Below are 17,091 nucleotides of genomic sequence, written 5' to 3' on the forward strand. Positions count from 1 at the left end.
TTATGCAACTGTGGGAGCGAGCCTGCTCGCGATGGTGGTAGACCCGTGGGCATTGATGCCGACAGGTATGGCCTCTTCGCGAGCAGGCTCGCTCCCACAGGAGATCACCGCTCATTGGATTGGGTGGCGATCAAGCCATGTACAGGATCACCAGGTCGTTGATCACCGACGGCCGGTCCTGGCCCACCACATGAATGTTGAGTTCCAGGGTGAGCTGGGTGCCACGGGCCAGGATTTCGACTTTTTTCACCCGGGCCCGCGAATGGATGCGCGAGCCGGCTGGAACAGGCGCAGGGAAGCGCAGGCGATCGGAGCCATAATTGATCTGAGTGGTGAAGCCGCTGATTTCGAAGCCCAACGCCAATTTCATCCGCGACTGCAGCACTTGCACCAGCGCACCATGGGCAATGGTGCCGCCGAATGGACTTTGCAGCCGCGCCCGCTGCGGATCGGTATGAATCCAGTAATCGTCCCCCGACAACCGCGCAAAGTCGTCGATCAGCGCCTGGTCGACCATCACCACATTGCTCCAGTCGCTGTATTGCTCACTGACCAACGCCTGCAAGGCCGGCCCGTCGTTGAGGTCGACCTGTCGCGCGGGAGGTTGTGCCGCCGTTGAAGGCGCCGGCTCGCTGCCCATTGCGGGCAGCGGCTCAAGGCTCGCCGCATCCTTGTCAGTGCCGGTGAAGCGCAGCAGACGATTGCCCTTGGCGTCGACTTCGGCGAACACCGGCTGCAAGGCCATACCGATCTCGATTTCGTTTTCCTCAAGGCCGACCAGGTTGGTGTTGATGCGCACCCCTTCGGCCAGCTCGACCACCGCCAGTTTCTGCGGCATTTCATCCATGAAATCGGGCAAGGTCGCGATGCGCGTCACGGTATAGCTGTACAGCGTTGCTGCGCCGTCGACTTCGCGCCAGGCCAGGTCGTGTTCCAGGCACACAGGGCAATGTCGGCGCGGGTAGAAGTTCCAGTGTGCACAGGCATTGCACTGCTGGATCAAGAGTCGGCGAGCCTTCAGACCCTCCCAGAAGGGCGCGGAGATCTGTGTCGCCACGGGCATCGGTTTGTTGTTGGACATGTGCTTATGCTCCCTGAAGTATCAATGCGCCCTGCTCACTCATTACGCCACCGGTGCCCGAGACGTAGACGCTGTCGCAGCGACCCAGTTGCCGTTCTCCGGCAGTGCCAGCGATTTGCGTCACCGCCTCGATCACCTGGCTCATGCCACCGGCCGAGGCCGACTGGCCGAAACTCAGTTGTCCGCCATGGGTATTCATCGGAAAATCACCACGCCAGGTCAGGTCGTGTTCACGCACAAACGCCATGCCCTCGCCCTTGGCGCAGAAACCGGCATCCTCCAGGGTCAGCAGGGTGGTAATGGTGTAGCAGTCGTAGATCTGCGCGGCATCGACGTCTTGTGGCTTGAGCCCAGCCATGGCAAAGGCTCGCTGGGAAGCCGGACCAATTGGCGTGTGCAGCATGTCCTCGGCATAGGACGGCGACTTGAATGCCAGGTGTTCGCCAAACCCGGTGATGAAGGCCGGACGCTTGCGGGCCCGCGCGGCCACTTCCTTGTTGGTGATAATCATCGCGGCGCCGCCGGCCACCGGCATGACGATTTCCAGGACGTGCAAGGGGTCGGCCACCATCTTGCTGGCCAGCACCTGCTCGATGGTCAACGGCTGGCCATAGAACATTGCTTGCGGATTGGCCAGGGCGTTAGTGCGCTGGTCCACGGCAATTTTGGCCATGGCCCGCTGGTCGTAGTCGTAGTGCGCGGCATAACGCTGGGCGATCATCGCGTAGCCGGTGTTCTGACCCATGTGCCCGTAAGGCAGATCGAATTCAGCCTCGGGCGCGCCGAATGCCGTGCTATGCCCGCCAAAGCGCATGGACCGGGCCATCCAGCCAGGATCCTCATCGGGCCCCAATGGCGCCATGCGTGCAGGGATCACGCACAGCACGGCCTGGCATAGCCCCAATTCGATCGCGGCGGCGGCGCGCCAGACCATACCGACCGAGGTGCAGCCCCCCAGGTCCACCACTTCGGCAAAGTTCAGTCGCAGGCCCAGGTACTCGGCAGCCATCGCCGGTACAAACACCGAGGCCTCATGAAAGTGCGGACCGTTGATCACCAACCCGTCGAGGTCCGAGGCCTTGAGCCCGGCATCGCGCAGGGCCTGCGCTGCCAGGTCGGCGACCTGCTCGAGGTGGAACATCTTGGGTGCGGTCGAATACTTCTCCGGTTTGTACTGTGCGGTGCCAACAATGGCCGCATGCCCTTTGAGCCCCATTAGTGCCTCCATGCCGAAGCGTTACGCTGCGGCTTTTTCCAGTGTGTTGAGGTCCGGGCGCAGCAAGGCGGCCGCGGACCTTTTGTGGTCGATCAGAAGGTGTATTTCATCGAGAATGTGGCGTAGTCGCGGTCAGCGAACGGACGGTCGATCGGGTCCGCCTCGCCCAGATAGGCGATGTATTTCAAGCCGACTTCCAGGTTGCTCAAGTATTTGAACGTGGTGCCCATGCTCAGGCGTCGGTCGCCCTGCACCCCGGAGATGCTTCCGGACATGGGCGTGGAGCCGCTGAAGACATTGGAGAAACTGAAGGGGACTTCCAGATCCCATCCTTGGAAAACCCCCGGATAACTGAACGATGCGCCCACGGTGTAGGCGCTGGAAGATTTGGTGCGGTAGCCTGCACCGGTGCTGTAGGTGTAGTCATCGGAAGCCGCCACGAGAGATGCCACGGAAGGAAGAAGGTTTACACCCTGCAGGTTCGGCGCGGCCGAAGCGGCTTCGACGCTGTCGACCTGCACCCGGATGACTTCGGCGGTCAGCGTCGTCTGACTGGCCCAGGGACGATCCCCCAGGATTCGCAACGCTGACAATTGCATTTGCTGGCCCTTGCCCCTGGCCGGGACGGCCCCAAGACCTGTGTTGACCATCACCGGAGCACCGTCGCGATACGACCATTCGGCGCCGATCTGGGTATCGCCGAGCTTGGTCGAGGCACTGATGCCGGTCAGCTTGATGTCTTCGAAGTACATGATCCGATAACCATTGATGGCGAAGGCGTTGAGGCCTCCACCCACTGGCAGCGGGTCATAGCCGACCAGGGCGGTGGCAGGATTCTTGTCGTGGTAATTGACGTGGAACAGCGACAGTTCGATGGCCTGTACCGGGCGGTAGCGAACCTGAACGCCCCACTGGCCGCTATCGCGGGGTTCGTCGGTGCCGCGGTAGGCGACCTTCTGGCCGTTGGCAAAGATGAATTCGCGCCCGGGCCCGACTACATCGCTGCTCGACAAGTAGCTGCCCACCGGCGGCAATTCAGTACCCTTCCATTCGTACTGCACGTAAGCGCCGAGGGTGATGTTGGGGTTGAGGCGGAAAGAGCCGGAGAACTGGCCTACCGGCAACAGAATCTCCTTCACTTCAACACCCGGCTGGGATGCTTTGACCGCGTCGGAAGGGTTCTGTACGCCGTTCACACCGGGGTAGAACAAACTCTCGCCCCAGGATTCGATGTGCCGACCGGCCTTGACGTCAAGCATGGTGTTGTTGTCAAAGCGCCAGCCGCTGAACACGTAGGCATCCAGCAGTTTGCTGCGACCACCACTGTAGTAACGGGTGTCACTGGTGAACTCGTCGTTGCTGCCGTTCTTGTTCACAGTGGCGGGCGAGGCGTTATCATTTTTGCGATGGTAGACATCGTCATAGAAGGTACTGCCCCGCACCACCGCGCCGTAGTTGTCCTTGCGCAGGATCATTTCACCCAGCGCCCCTACGCGGTTGGTGGTCAGGCTGCCACTGTCGAAGTTGCGGTTGGCATCGTCGGCGTTGACCGTCAGCAAGCGATCGCTCTGGCTGCCCGTACGCACACCGAGGCCGTAGCTGGTGGTCACCGACCAGTCGATGGTCGCGCCGTTGTCGAACTCGATGGTTTCACCGGCCCATACCGGTGTCGACACCAGCGCAATGGCCGCCGCCAGGCTGGTGACCTGAAACGCGCTTGAACCGATGACCGTAGAGTTATTGTTGTTTTTGTTGATCACACTGACTCTCCTGAAGGGCAACCGGTTGGCTGCCTGGAATGTTCAACACTGCTGCCGTGCCGTCCGCTCAAAACACCTTGAGCGATGTCACCGCGCACGCTCCCCTTACAGCACGCCGGTAGCGATATAGCCCCCGGTCCTCTTCCCGCTCCAGCGACCCTTCGGCCACCAGGTAGTTGGCATGGGCCAACGTTTCGCCAAGCGCCATCAGTTCGTCGAAACGACCCGACAGTTTGGGAAACAGCAAAGCCATCAGTTCGAGCACGGTGCGCGGCTCGTCACAGTTGGCCAGCATCAGTGCCAGATGCCCGCGGTGATGGTCCTCCAGCTGATCCAGGCGCTGATGCAAATTGAAGAACGGCCGCTCGTGTGCAGGTAGCACCAGCACACTGTCGGGCAGGCTGCGCAGGTGTTCGATGGAGTCGAGCCATTCGCGCAGTGGGTTGGCCAACGGCTCTGTGGCATGCACACCGACGGTGGAGGTGATGCGCGGCAACACCTGGTCGCCAGAGATCAGCAAGTCGTCATCGGCGGCGTACAGGCACGCATGCTCCGGCGAGTGACCGCGACCGATGACCACCTGCCAGGTACGACCGCCGATGTGCAGGCAGCTGCCCTCGCGCAAACGGCGGAAATGGTTCAGCGCAGCTGGCAGGAAATGCGCATTGCTCATCACCGCGAACATCTCGGCACTCTGCTCATCGCTGACGCCGGCCTTGCGGTAGAAATCGAGAAGGTCCCAGCCCGGTGGTTGCTCGGCGGGAAACCTGACGTGCAGTGACTGGAATTCGCTGGCGGTCATATACACCGGGCAGTGGAAACGCTCCGACAGCCATGCGGCCACACCGGCATGGTCAGAGTGGAAGTGGGTACACACCACCGCCAGCAGAGGCAGCCCGCCACACACGTCGCCGAGCACCCGGTCCCAGACTTCTCGGGTTTGCGCGGTGTTCATGCCGGTGTCCACCACTACCCAGCCGTCGGTGTGACGCAGCAGATAGAGGTTGATGTGGTCCAGGCGAAACGGCAGCGGCATGCGCAACCACCAGACACCCGGCGCCACTTCAAGCACCTGTCCGGAATCCGGCGGCTGTGGCCAGGGATAGCGCAAGCCGCTGCGCAGTTCGTGACCGTTGGCGTCGAGATCAGCCATGGTCGGCCACCGCGAAGGGCGCCAGGCCAGCCCGCTCCAGAGCTGCTTGCGAGTAAGGCACATAAGTGCGGGCCTGTTCGTCGCGGATGAACAATGGGTCGCCGCAACGCTTCGGGCAGTAGCCCTGGCGCTGCAGATCAACCTTGCGCAGCTTGAAGCTGGCCGTCAGGTCGGCCGTTTGGGTAACCCGCACGAACACCGGAGCCGCGTAGCGCGGCAGGCGCGCTTCAGTCACGGCATACAGTGCGGCCGGATCAAACACCTGGTCCGCCTGCATCTGGACGGCGGCCATGCCAGCGCGGCCTTCATGGCCCGGCACCTGCACCCCATAGATATTCACCAGTTCCAGGCCCTTGAGATCTCCCAAGGCGTCCGCCACTTCCTGGGTCGAAACGTTCTCGCTCTTCCAGCGATAGGTATCGCCGATGCGGTCGACGAAGTAGCAGTAACCCTCAGCGTCCTCGCGCAACAAGTCGCCGGAACTCCACCAGGCATCGCCTTCGCGCAACACATTGCGGCGGATCTTGCTCTCGGTTGCCTCGCTTGAGGTGTAGCCCTCGAAACGCCCGCCACCAATGTCCGGGTGGTCGACGATAAAGCCCATGGCCTCACCGATCTCCCCCACTTTGCAGACTTGATAGAAACCGTTTTCGTCCCGCGGATGGCAGTCGTTTTCGATGTCGTAACGCACCAGCCGCAAATTGGTCTTGTTCCAGTCCGGCACGCGTCCGCAAGAACCGAAATAGTTGTCGACGTTGATCACCGCCGCATTGGCTTCGGTGGCGCCCCAGCCCTCGAACACCTGGATCGGACCGAAGCGCTCCAGCCAGCGCTGCCAGGAATCCGGCGACAGCCCGGCGCCGAGCATGCAGCGCAAGCTGTGCTCGCGCTCACCGGCGCGCACCGGCTGATTGAGCAGATAGCGGCAGATTTCACCGATGTACTGGAAGATGCTGATCCGATGACGAGCCACGTCCTTCCAGAACTCACGCACGCTGAACTTGCGGCGCACCACGATGGCTGCACCGGCGCGCAGCGCGGTAGAGGTGACCGAAGTGGCTGCGGCGCCGTGGTACAGCGGCAGGCAGCAATAGAACACATCCTCGCAGGTGGCTTGCAGGGTGACTTCCATCACATCGCCCGAGGACATCCAGCGCATGTGGCTGTAGCGCGCCGCCTTGGGCAAGCCGGTAGTGCCCGAGGTAAAAATAAGCAGGGTCGGCGCCTGCGCTTCGATGTGCGCGCGAATATCGCGTGGAAACGGCGTGCGTGGCGCTTTTTCCAGGCGCGCACCGAAATGCCCGTCGATCACCTTGGGCAGCGGTCCGCTCCAGGGGTTCTCCGCGTCGCGTATCAGCCAGCATGGCAAGTCCGGAAAGCTTTCGGTGGCCTGTATATTGGCCAGGCATTCTTCACCGATCACCAACGCCTTGGCGTCGGTGGTGTGCAATGCATGCAGCAACGCACGGCCGTTTACCTGGGTATTGATGAAGGCCACCACCACCCCCAGCTTCACCAGGCCGAACCAGGTGCAGAAGAACGCCGGGCGGTTTTCCATGGCCAGGGCACAGACATCACCGGCGCGCAGGCCGTTGGCGTAAAAAGTGTGGGCCATCTGATTGGCCCGGGCATCGACTTCCTGGTAGCTCAGCGCCTGCTCGCCGTAGATCAGAAATGTGCGTTCACCCTGCTCGCGCGCCTGTTGCTCCAGGCGGTCCGCCAGGGTATGCCGATCACTCGGCTTGATCAGCCCGGCCGCCGCCGAGCGCCGGTCAAGCAGTGCCTGGGTCTGCTCCCGTGGTACCGCGCGGGTCGGCAGGAGGTGGCTGACGTCATTCAGGTTCATCGCGCCACCTCCTGCGCATTCGCTTGATAAGTCGGGTAATCGGAGTACCCGGCCCGACCCGGTGTATACAGGGTCTTGCGGTTGAAGCCACTCAAAGGCAGGCCATGCTTCAAGCGCTCCACCAGATCGGGGTTGGCAATAAAGTGACGGCCAAACGACACGGCAGCCCCCTCGCCCGACGCGAGAGCGGCACTGGACGAGTGGCCGTCGAAACCATCATTGAGAATCAAGGCATGGGGACTGTGGCGACGCGCAAGGGCGAAGGCATCGAGGTCGGCCAGAGGCGAGCGCATGATGTGCAGGTATGCCAGCCCTAACGGCGCCACGGCTTCACACAAGGCGGCCGCCGTCCCTGCGGGATCGCGGTCGTCAATGTCGTTGTAGGGGTTACCGGGGCACAGGCGAAAACCGACACGGCCAGCGCCGATCGCACTGGCCATGGCCTCGATGACCTCCTTGGCGAAACGCACCCGTCCGGTCACGTCGCTGCCGTAGGCATCGCTGCGCTGGTTGCTGCCTGAGGCCATGAACTGCATCGGCAGGTAACCGCTGGTGCAGTGCAGTTCGACACCGTCGAAGCCCGCCAGGCGCGCATTCAGTGCGGCCTGACGGTAGTCTTCGATGACCTCGCCAATGCCTTGCAGGCTCAGCGCCAGCGGCTCGTCAGTGTCCACCAGGCCGGCGGCATCACTGAACACCTGTGTGCGCGCACGCAATGCCGACGGCGCCACCGTGGCCGCCCCGACTGGCTTGTTGTGCCGGCTGGCGGCACGACCGACATGCATCAGCTGCAGGACGATGCGCCCGCCCTCGGCATGCACCGCCTCGGTGACACGCCGCCAGCCGACGATCTGCTCATCGTTATAGATGGCCGGGGTGCGACAATAGCCCAGACCGCTCGCGGAAGGCGCGGTACCCTCGGCCACGATCAGCCCGGCGCCGGCCCGCTGGCGGTAGTACTCGACCATATCGCTGCCGGGTACTGCATCGGCAAGGGCGCGGCTGCGCGTCATGGGGGCCATGACGATGCGATTGGCCAGTTGCAGTTCGCCCAGGGCGACCGGCTCGAACAAGACGCTCATTGCAATTCCTCAGCTTCTTATTGTTTTCAGGCTTTTCCAGGGCCTGCCACAGCGTGGGCAAACCCTGACAGGCCAGCGAATATGGGCTGAATGATTGACCGTGAGCACATGCGAAACATCGTCCGACAAGACTAGGTCGGCGATCCTGCAGAACAGGACGGTGCGCAGAGCAAAAATGGTCTGAACGGACGATGAGAAAAACCCGTGACACGCCGAGCATCGCGTCAACTAGAACAAAACCGGGAGCACCCGCAGTGAATCAATCCACCCCCGTGACATGGCGAACGCACTACGCGCTGTTCGTGCTCGCCAGCATCTATGTGTTCAACTACATCGACCGCCAACTGATGGCGATATTGATCGAACCGGTAAAGCTCGAATTCGGCATTTCCGATACCGGTATCGGCCTGCTTTCGGGGGTGACCTTCGCGGTGTTCTATACCGTGTTCGGCTTTCCGCTGGGGCGCCTGTCGGACCGCATCGGGCGCAAGCCGGTGATCGCCTTCAGCTGCATTGCCTGGAGCCTGATGACCATGCTCTGCGGCATGGCCGGCAACTTCCTGACCCTGGTGCTGGCGCGGATCGGTGTGGCAGTCGGCGAGGCCGGAGGCACGGCGCCGTCGGTGGCCATGGTCTCGGATTTGTACCCGGCCAACCGCCGATCCACTGCACTGTCGGTGTTAATGCTCGGTTCGAGCCTGGGCGCGATTGTCGGCCTGGGCCTCGGCGGCTGGATAGCCCAACACCACGGCTGGCGCTACGCTTTCCTGCTGATCGGCGCCCCCGGGATCTTCCTGGGCCTGCTTCTGCTGCTGACCGTGCGTGCGCCAAAGCGCGTCGTGCCGCTGGGTCAGGTCGTGGCACAACAGGAAGGCTGGCTCAAGACGCTTGTCGAACTGTTTCGCATGCCCTCGTTCCTGTGCCTGGTACTCACCGGCGGCGCGGCGGCGATTGCTGGCTACGCCATCGGCACCTGGAGCCCGAGCTTCCTCATCCGTTCCCACGGGCTCAACCTGCAAGAAGCCGGATTCCTGGTAGGCGTGGTGGGTGGCACCGGTGCGACTGTCGGCACCCTGGCCTGCGGCATCCTTACCGACCGCATGGCGCGGCGCGATGTCGGCTGGCAAATCGGTGTGCCATTGGCAGGGACGCTGATCAGCATTCCCTTTGCTCTTTCGTACTTTCTCTGGCCCCAAGGCACGGCCTTCTACATCGGCAGCATCGCCGTTCCACAGGCGTTTGTGTTCTACAGCGCGTTCTCTTTTTTTGGTGTCTGGTGGGCAACACCGTGCCTGAGCGCCATCACCCACCTGTTCCCGGCCACACGGCTGGCACAGGCCACGGCCATTTTTGTGATGGCCATGACCCTGCTGGGCGTCGGTATCGGGCCGCTGTTTGTAGGCATGCTCAGCGATTTCTTCGTGCCGACCCTGGGCAGTGAATCCCTGCGCTATGCCCTGGCTTCGTCGGTGTCGATGCTGGTGCTGGCCTGCGTGTTCCTGACCCTGGCACTGCCGCGCTATCGACAACAGATGAAGGAACCTGCGGCGCATCTCACAGCGGTACGGCCCGTGGCGGCCTGACCACCTCCGCGCACCACCACGCCGCTGCAACCTTGCCAGGTTCCAGCGGCATTTTTTTCGGATTACCCTGTCGGTAAGTTCCCCCTTAAAACCAAAAAGGGCCTGCCTCCCTTGCCCGCAAGCAGGCCCTTGCGCCAGCGTGTAGAGCCTGCAGGCCGTCAGCGTAGAAATGCGGGCGAGCGCAACGGCAGCGCCACCTACGAGGGTCACTGCGTCAAGCTGCAAGGCGAGCGGCGCGTTCTTCGTACCGGTTACAAACGGCTACTGGAGATGAGCGGGTCACTTGATCCGCAATGGTCTATCACCTCTGCGCCGATCAACTGACGTTCCCCTTTGCAGGGGCTAGCCTGCTCGCGCTGGTCGTGGACGATATCGCGTTAAACCAGATGGCCCGCAGCGCCCTCGGGTTTTTCGCGAGCAAGCTCGCTCCAGGGAGCGATCAAGAACCAAAAAAAAGCCCTATCGAAATCCGATAGGGCTTTTTTCATTGCCGCGAGCTGTTACCGCCCGATCGCCCGTGCCGCATCCGCAGTGTACTGGTCCGGCGTGAATTTGCCTTCGTTGAGGATCGGACCTTTCTTCGCCTCGTTGGTCATGCCGTAGCCGGTATATTGGCCGGAGTTCAAGTCCATGAAGAACTGCGAACCAGCCTGCCAGCCACTCATGTCAGGATGGTAGTAATAGTTGACCATGGCGTGTTTCCACAGCTGCCCACGGGCATCGTAGTTGTCGGCCATCACCGAGTTCCAGGTGTCTTCGTCGATGAACAGCACACGTTTGCCATAGACATGACGGAAGCCTTCCTTCAAGTCGGCTTCCACCACCCACACGCGGCGCAACTCGTAACGCATGAAGTCAGGGTTGGGATGATTGGGTGTCAGGAGGTCGGCATACTTGACCGTCCCGGTATTAGGCTTGAACGCGTTGGCCGGGGTATAGATCTCGCGCTTGCCGATCAGTTTCCAGGAGAAACGCTCCGGTGAACCGTTGAACAAACGGTCCTCGTCGACGGTCATGGTGCCGTTGGTGCCGATCATCGGCTGATCGTAACCATAACCCGGCAGTTGCCGCACGCGCCTCGTCGATGGGCTGTAGGACCAGGCCTGACGCGCATCGGTGCCATAGTTGTAGGGTTCATGGGCAATGCTGAGGGTGCCGTTGTCCCGGGCCGGTTTCAGGGTCATGTTGTTACTCATGGCCGAGAGTTTCTCTTCGGTGCGGGAATCGGTGGTGGGTGAGTTGGCCAACGACAGGTTGCGCGCGTAGGCACGACCCCAGCCAATGCTGCCATTGGGCAGGACCGAGGCCAGGTCGGAGGTTTTTTCCTCCGTGTAGGCTCGGGCCGGAAGTTGGTGGTTCCACAACACTTCCACGCCGCTTTTGGGGATCGGGAACGGCACCTGGCCAATCCCGGTGAAACCGTCGCCGTCGTTGACCAGCTTGGCGTGCAACGCGTTGTCCATCGCACGGCGGCAGACGTAATCGGGGTAACGAAAATCCCGATGGCCTGGGTAAATATTCATCTTGTAGGTGGTCGGGTACTTCTTCAGCAGTGCCTTCTGGCCTTCGGTCAGGTGCGCCTCGTACTGGCTCATGTTCTGCGCGGTGATCACCAGGATCGGCTTCTCCGCCGCATAAGGATCAACTGGCTGGTCCCCGGAAAATTTCACATGGTTCCAGCCCGGTACTTCGCCCAGGTACTTGCCGGTGTAGGGTGGAATCGTGCCCTCGGCGTTGCCGGCTTGCTCGGCGCCGACACAGGTCAGCTCCTTGCCCAGCTTGGCCGCTTCCTGAGGTGACACTGCGGCGTGCGCATAAACCATCAGCCCGCTATTGGCTGTGACTGCGACCGCGAGCATGAGACCGGTTGTTGTTATTTTCATGTAATGCCTCCTACGCTGATAAGGCTGTGTGAGATGGACCCATTGTTCGTGTTCTGGCGGTCCCGACATCGTCCGGAAAGACTAAGGTGCAATCAGACGCCCAACTTTTCTTGCAGCTGTGCCTTGAGCACCTTGCCGGTGGCATTGCGTGGTAATGGTTCAAGTACCCGATAGACCTGGGCCGGGACTTTGTAGGCGGCCAGGCGCTCGGCAATGAATGCGCAGACTTGTGCCTCCTGGGGCAGCGTCGAAGCCTGGCCGTGGACGGCCAACCCCACCGTCTCCCCCAGCAGCGGGTCGGCAATGGCAAATGCCGCCGCTTCGAGAACCCCGGGTAAATCGAGGACACACGTCTCGATTTCCGCGGCGGAAATTTTCTCGCCACCACGGTTGATCAAATCCTTCACCCGGCCGGTGATGTAGAGAAACCCTTCCTCATCGAGGTAACCGATATCGCCGGTGTCGAGCCAACCGTCGTGCAGGCTTTGCGCAGTGGCTTCGGGCAGGTTCCAGTAGGCGCTCATCAAGGTTGGGGAGCGCAACCAGATCACCCCACGAGTCCCGGCCACCTGGGGCTGGCCAGGGCTTTCGCCGATATGAATATCGACTATCGGCAGCGGCCAGCCAGCGGTCTGCGGCTTGTACACGAACGGATCACCACCGATGGCAGCGCCGATCCCGTTGCTTTCGGTCAGGCCGTACCCGGCACCGCCAATCACGTCGGGCTTGAGCTTGAGCATGTTGTCCAGCACCCCGGCGGACGAAGCTGCACCTCCCAGTCCAAGACCGAAGAGGCTGGCGGTGTGCTCGCCGCCAAAACGTGGCGAAGCAAGCAGTTGCTGCATCATCACCGGTGCCCCGTTGAACTGGGTGCAACGCTCATCGCGAATGAGGTCGATGGCTTGTTCGACATCCCACTTGTACATCAGCATCAAGCGCCGGCCGCCGCGCAGTGCCGACAGGAACTGCGCATGCAAGCCGCTGACATGGAACAGCGGTACTGCCGCCAATGTGGTAGGTGCATAGCCACTGTTGATCACCACGCCGATACGCTCGGGTGAGCTCATGGCGCAAAACGCACCCTGGAAATCCAGGGCATACAGTGCCTGGCAGATTGCCCGGTGACTGGACACGGCGCCCTTGGCGCGGCTGGTGGTGCCCGAGGTGTAGAGGATCAGTGCCGGCGCGTCAGGATCGATTTCCAGCGTGGGTGCCGGCAATATCGGGGCGTTGATCAAGTCTTCGAATCGCAGGCAGTACTCGGGAGAGGCAGTTTCCTGCGCCCCGACGACTATCGTGCCTCGCTGCTCACGGGCCAAATCTTCATGCAGGGTATTTAACCGTGCTTCATCACACACCAGCAGGCGCGAATCGCTGTCTTGCAGCGCGTACTGCAGTTCGTCGCGCAGCCCCCAACTGTTTAGCGGCACACACACTGCACCACAGCGCACGATCGCGGCGAACGCCACGAGCCACGCTGGCTGGTTACGCATTGCGATGGCCACGCGCTCGCCGGGCTGCAGTCCGAAACGAGCCACCATTTGCCCGGCCAGTCGATCAACCTGATCGAAGAACTGGTTGAAGGTCAGGCGTTGCGCTTGCCAGACCAGGAATTCACGGTCACCGTGGACCCGACCGGCGTCGAAAACCTGCGTCAAATCGCGCGCGGCGTGCCGGAAGTAACGTGGAGCGCCGTCATCGGACGTCACCACCTCAAACGGCGCACCGGGGGCGATCAGTTGTCGCCACGCGGTTTGCCAGCGTTCAATGCTCATTTGTGTATCTCCAGAACAACCGAGAGACCTGTGGGAGCGGGCTTGCCCGCGAAGAGGCTGGCACATTCAACATCCTCATTGCCTGACACTCCGCGTTCGCGGGCAAGCCCGCTCCCACAGGGTTTCAGGCGTGGGCGCAGTAGCGTTCGCAATGGAAATCCCGATCCCCGAGGCAGCTCTGCGCCACACGAACGCGCTTGAGGTACAGGCCGACATCGAGCTCGTCGGTAACGCCTATGCCGCCGTGCATCTGCACGGCTTCATTGGCGACTTTGAGCGCGGTGTCGCCGGCTTTCCATTTCGCCAGGCTGACCAGTCGAGCACGTGCCCGAGCGTCATGACCGGCGTCATCCAGGGTCGCCAAAGCGGCCATCAAGGCGCTGCGGCTCAGCGCAAGATCGATGTACATTTGCGCAGCGCGGTGTTGCAGCGACTGGAAAGTGCCAATCGGCGTATCGAACTGCACCCGAGTCTTGAGGTACTCCAGGGTGGTTTCGAACAGTTGCTCGGCCATCCCCAACAGCTCCGCCGCGAGGCAGGTGCGGCCGCGATCCAGTGCGGTTTCCAGCACGGCCCAACCCTCATCCAGGTTGCCCAGCAAGGCATCGCTGCCCACGCGCACCTCGTCCAGTCGCAGGCGGGCGCTGTTGCGCGAATCGATCAACCCCAAGGCGCTGACGGTCACCCCCGGGCTATCGGCCGGCACCAGGAACAGACTGATACCTTGAGTGTCGCCTGGCTGGCCGCTGGTGCGGGCCGCCACTACATAGGCATCGGCGCCCAGCCCGTCGATCACCCAGAATTTGTCGCCCTGCAGGCAATAGCCCTGTCCATCTGCCTTGGCCGCCAGGGCGATGTGGCTCGGGTTGTGGCGAGAACGTTCGTCCACGGCCAGGGCCAGGCGCTGCTCACCACCGATCACAGCTTGCAGCCAACGTGTCTGTTGCGCCGAGTTGCCCGCCAGAAGAACCAATGACCCACCAAGTACCACACTGGACAACAGCGGCGTGGCGGACAGATTGCGCCCTATGGATTCGAAGATTGGACCGAGCCCCTTGCAACCGAAATCCAGACCGCCAAAGTCTTCCGGAAAAGGAATCGCGCTCCAACCCAACTCCACGGCTTCACGCCACAGCTGCGGTTCGAAGCCGAAAGCTACGGCCTCATCGCGCAATCGGCGCTGGGCACTGACCGGGCTGCGGGCGGCGAGAAAGTCCCGGGCGCTGTCGGCCAGCAAACGCTGTTCATCGCTATAACGCAGGCTCATGCAGCAACTCCTTTTTTGGCGTCCGGCAAGCCCAGCACGCGCTTGGCGATAACGTTCAACTGGACCTCCGAGGACCCGCCGGAAATGGTCAGCGCATAACTGTTCAACCAGGAGCGGGTCACCGCCAGTTGCTGCTCGCTGAACGCACCACTCTCCCAACCAAAGGCGTGCCCGGCCATGGCATCGAGCAGCACTTCGAACTTGTCGCGCTCCTGCTCGGTGTGCACCAGTTTCATGATCGACATCAGGCCGCCGATGTCGTCGCCGGCCCGCGCCTCCTCACCCATGCGCTGCACGGTCAGGTTGTAGGCCTGTTCATTCATCGCACAGGCCGTGGCCCGGGCCTGCAGGGCATGCTCGCCCTGGGTCTGTGGCGCCGGCACGTACTCGCGCATCAGCGCCAGCAGGTCGAAGTGCGACGGCAGGCTGAACTCACCGAACTTCGACATCGCCTTACGTTCGTGCTGCAGCAGGTATTTGGCCAGAGTCCAGCCGCCGTTCAACGGCCCGATCAACTGGCTCTTGGGGACTTTCACCGCGTCGAAGAACACCTGGCAAAATGCCGACTTGCCGCTGATCAAATCGATCGGCTGCGGCTTGACGCCCGGGCTGCGCATGTCCAGTACGATCAGGCTGATGCCTTCGTGTTTCGGTGCACTGAAATCGGTGCGTACCAGGGCATACATCCAGTCGGATTTGTCGCCGTAGGAGGTCCAGATCTTGCTGCCGTCGACGATGAAGTGATCGCCTGCATCGCGAGCGGCCATTTTCAGGCTGGCCAGGTCGGAACCGGCGTTTGGTTCGGAGAACCCCTGGCACCAGCGCACTTCACCACGGGCAATGGGAGGCAGCAGATCGCGTTTCTGTTGCTCACTGCCAAACGCCAGCAGCACCGGCCCGAGCATCCAGATACCAAGGTTGATCTGTGGCGGCCGGCACTTGATGCGGCGCATCTCGCTTTCGAGCACCGCCAGTTGCTCGTCACTCAGCCCCGCCCCGCCGTATTCCTCAGGCCACTCGGGACAGAACCAGCGCTTGTCGCGCATGCGTTCAAACCACAGTCGTGCATCTTCGCACGGAAACTGCGGGTTCTGGCTGCCCCACACGACATCGCCTTCAGCCATACCGGTGCGCATTGACAGCGGGCAGTTAGCCTCCAGCCAGGCACGAGTGTCGTGCCGAAATTGCTCGATAGTGCTCATGAAAGTCCCCTTCGACCCGCGCCGGAACCGGGCCGAGTACGTTTTTGTTGTTGATGGACCAGCGTCAGCGTTGGGTGCGCGGCATGCCGAGGCCAAACTGGGCGATCAGCTCACGCTGGATTTCATTGGTGCCGCCGCCAAAGGTCAGGGTCGGTGAGCTGCGCAACTCGAATTCCAGCTCTCCCTGCAGCAGGGTCGCTGCCGAGCCACTGCGCATTGAGCCGTTGGCGCCGAGGATCCCCGCCAGCTTGCGCAGGATCTCGATGGCCGACTCCGAGCCGAACACCTTGGTGGTCGAGCTCAGCGCCACGTCCATCCGATCGCGGTCCAGGTCGGCAGCAATGCGCATATTGATCAGGCGCATCGCTTCCAGGCGCGCGTAACACTCGGCCAGCGAGCTGCGCACCCAGGCCTTGTCCATCGCTCGACGGCCCTGTTCGTCACAGGCCCGCGCCCACAGATAGACCCGGCGAAACAGCGCCACGACCTTGTCCGACCAGGTGCCAAGGCCGAGACGTTCGTGGTTCAGTTGCGAGGTGATCAACTTCCAGCCGCCGTGCAACTGGCCCACCAGCATTTCGTTGGGCACCCGTACGTTGTCGTAGTAGGTGGCCGTGGTCGGAATGCTCGTGGTGGGGATCAGGGTATGAGAGAAACCCGGCGTCGTAGTGTCGACGATCAACAGCGATATGCCTTTATGCCTCGCCTGAGTCGAATGGGTCCGGGCCGCCAGCCAAACGAAATCGGCCGATTCGGCACCTGAGGTCCACAGCTTGTTGCCATTGACCAGGAAGCCTTCGTCGTCCTGGCGGGCACTGGTTTTGAGCACGGCCAGATCGCTGCCAGCGTCGGGTTCGGAGTAACCAATGGCAAACATGATTTCACCGGCCGCAATGCCAGGCAGAAAACGTTCCTTCTGCAGCTCGCTGCCATGGGCCATCAAGGAAGGGCCGACGGTGCTGATTGTGACGAACGGCAGTGGCGCGCCGGCGATGTTGGCTTCTTCAAAGAAGATCAACTGTTCGGTGGCCGCGTAACCCTGGCCGCCGTGGGCCTTTGGCCAACCGACCGCGAGCCAGCCGTCGCGGCCCATCTGGCGGATGGTCTGGCGAAATAGATCACCGCCTTCCTTGCCCCGCAACTGGTCGCGCATGTCCGGGGTCATCAAGGCCTGGAAATAGTCCCGCACCTTATGGCGCAGGGCATGTTGTTCGGGAGTGAGGTCAACGAACATCTGCTGCTC

At 62.0% G+C, this 17,091-nt stretch carries 12 protein-coding genes; 1 reads left to right on the top strand and 11 read right to left on the bottom strand.

What is annotated here, in order from left to right:
* Positions 1-130 precede the first annotated feature (130 nt).
* The 6 genes from UB23_RS06700 to UB23_RS06725 all read right to left on the bottom strand — a co-directional run bounded on the left by UB23_RS06700 (position 131) and on the right by UB23_RS06725 (position 8,138).
* Positions 131-1,081, bottom strand: coding sequence for a bifunctional OB-fold nucleic acid binding domain-containing protein/MaoC family dehydratase (locus tag UB23_RS06700; RefSeq protein ID WP_045058536.1), 951 nt, complete (start codon positions 1,079-1,081; stop codon positions 131-133).
* Positions 1,082-1,085: 4 nt separating this feature from the next.
* Positions 1,086-2,297: a thiolase family protein gene (locus UB23_RS06705; RefSeq protein ID WP_045058537.1), complete on the bottom strand. Its 1,212-nt coding sequence runs from the start codon at positions 2,295-2,297 to the stop codon at positions 1,086-1,088.
* A 92-nt stretch (positions 2,298-2,389) separates the two neighbouring features.
* Positions 2,390-4,057, bottom strand: a complete 1,668-nt coding sequence (locus UB23_RS06710) for a DUF1302 domain-containing protein (RefSeq protein ID WP_045058538.1) — start codon at positions 4,055-4,057, stop codon at positions 2,390-2,392.
* Positions 4,058-4,124: 67 nt separating this feature from the next.
* Positions 4,125-5,210, bottom strand: a complete 1,086-nt coding sequence (locus UB23_RS06715) for an MBL fold metallo-hydrolase (protein ID WP_045058539.1) — start codon at positions 5,208-5,210, stop codon at positions 4,125-4,127.
* Complete coding sequence (locus UB23_RS06720; RefSeq protein WP_045058540.1) at positions 5,203-7,056, bottom strand: long-chain-acyl-CoA synthetase; 1,854 nt, start codon at positions 7,054-7,056, stop codon at positions 5,203-5,205. The genes UB23_RS06715 and UB23_RS06720 overlap by 8 nt, the downstream gene beginning before the upstream one ends.
* Positions 7,053-8,138: an alkene reductase gene (locus tag UB23_RS06725; protein WP_045058541.1), complete on the bottom strand. Its 1,086-nt coding sequence runs from the start codon at positions 8,136-8,138 to the stop codon at positions 7,053-7,055. The genes UB23_RS06720 and UB23_RS06725 overlap by 4 nt, the downstream gene beginning before the upstream one ends.
* 254 nt (positions 8,139-8,392) lie before the next feature.
* Between UB23_RS06725 and UB23_RS06730 the strand changes: the two genes are divergently transcribed.
* On the top strand, positions 8,393-9,721 hold the full coding sequence (locus UB23_RS06730; RefSeq protein ID WP_045058542.1) for a spinster family MFS transporter: 1,329 nt from the start codon (positions 8,393-8,395) through the stop codon (positions 9,719-9,721).
* A gap of 500 nt (positions 9,722-10,221) precedes the next feature.
* Here the strand turns inward: UB23_RS06730 and UB23_RS06740 are convergent, their stop codons facing one another.
* The 5 genes from UB23_RS06740 to UB23_RS06760 form a co-directional block, all read right to left on the bottom strand.
* The gene (locus UB23_RS06740) at positions 10,222-11,604 is read right to left on the bottom strand and encodes a DUF1329 domain-containing protein (protein WP_045058544.1); all 1,383 of its coding nucleotides are present in this window, start codon (positions 11,602-11,604) and stop codon (positions 10,222-10,224) included.
* Positions 11,605-11,696: 92 nt separating this feature from the next.
* Complete coding sequence (locus tag UB23_RS06745; protein WP_045058545.1) at positions 11,697-13,379, bottom strand: class I adenylate-forming enzyme family protein; 1,683 nt, start codon at positions 13,377-13,379, stop codon at positions 11,697-11,699.
* Positions 13,380-13,503: 124 nt separating this feature from the next.
* Positions 13,504-14,646 carry an acyl-CoA dehydrogenase family protein gene (locus tag UB23_RS06750; RefSeq protein WP_045058546.1) on the bottom strand — a complete coding sequence of 381 codons (1,143 nt, stop codon included), beginning with the start codon at positions 14,644-14,646 and terminating at the stop codon, positions 13,504-13,506.
* A complete protein-coding gene (locus UB23_RS06755) occupies positions 14,643-15,848 on the bottom strand; it encodes an acyl-CoA dehydrogenase family protein (RefSeq protein ID WP_045058547.1) in 1,206 nt (401 codons plus the stop codon). The genes UB23_RS06750 and UB23_RS06755 overlap by 4 nt, the downstream gene beginning before the upstream one ends.
* 64 nt (positions 15,849-15,912) lie before the next feature.
* Complete coding sequence (locus UB23_RS06760; protein ID WP_045058548.1) at positions 15,913-17,082, bottom strand: acyl-CoA dehydrogenase family protein; 1,170 nt, start codon at positions 17,080-17,082, stop codon at positions 15,913-15,915.
* Positions 17,083-17,091: the final 9 nt, after the last annotated feature.

It is taken from the genome of Pseudomonas sp. ES3-33 (assembly GCF_000952175.1).
Classification (GTDB): domain Bacteria; phylum Pseudomonadota; class Gammaproteobacteria; order Pseudomonadales; family Pseudomonadaceae; genus Aquipseudomonas; species Aquipseudomonas gregormendelii.

What these genes read in the sequence shown, in the direction of transcription:
- UB23_RS06740 (WP_045058544.1), bottom strand. Translation starts at nt 11,604, where the DNA reads ATGAAAATAACAACAACCGGTCTCATGCTCGCGGTCGCAGTCACAGCC.
- UB23_RS06705 (WP_045058537.1), bottom strand. Translation starts at nt 2,297, where the DNA reads ATGGGGCTCAAAGGGCATGCGGCCATTGTTGGCACCGCACAGTACAAA.
- UB23_RS06750 (WP_045058546.1), bottom strand. Translation starts at nt 14,646, where the DNA reads ATGAGCCTGCGTTATAGCGATGAACAGCGTTTGCTGGCCGACAGCGCC.
- UB23_RS06755 (WP_045058547.1), bottom strand. Translation starts at nt 15,848, where the DNA reads ATGAGCACTATCGAGCAATTTCGGCACGACACTCGTGCCTGGCTGGAG.
- UB23_RS06745 (WP_045058545.1), bottom strand. Translation starts at nt 13,379, where the DNA reads ATGAGCATTGAACGCTGGCAAACCGCGTGGCGACAACTGATCGCCCCC.
- UB23_RS06700 (WP_045058536.1), bottom strand. Translation starts at nt 1,081, where the DNA reads ATGTCCAACAACAAACCGATGCCCGTGGCGACACAGATCTCCGCGCCC.
- UB23_RS06720 (WP_045058540.1), bottom strand. Translation starts at nt 7,056, where the DNA reads ATGAACCTGAATGACGTCAGCCACCTCCTGCCGACCCGCGCGGTACCA.
- UB23_RS06760 (WP_045058548.1), bottom strand. Translation starts at nt 17,082, where the DNA reads ATGTTCGTTGACCTCACTCCCGAACAACATGCCCTGCGCCATAAGGTG.
- UB23_RS06725 (WP_045058541.1), bottom strand. Translation starts at nt 8,138, where the DNA reads ATGAGCGTCTTGTTCGAGCCGGTCGCCCTGGGCGAACTGCAACTGGCC.
- UB23_RS06715 (WP_045058539.1), bottom strand. Translation starts at nt 5,210, where the DNA reads ATGGCTGATCTCGACGCCAACGGTCACGAACTGCGCAGCGGCTTGCGC.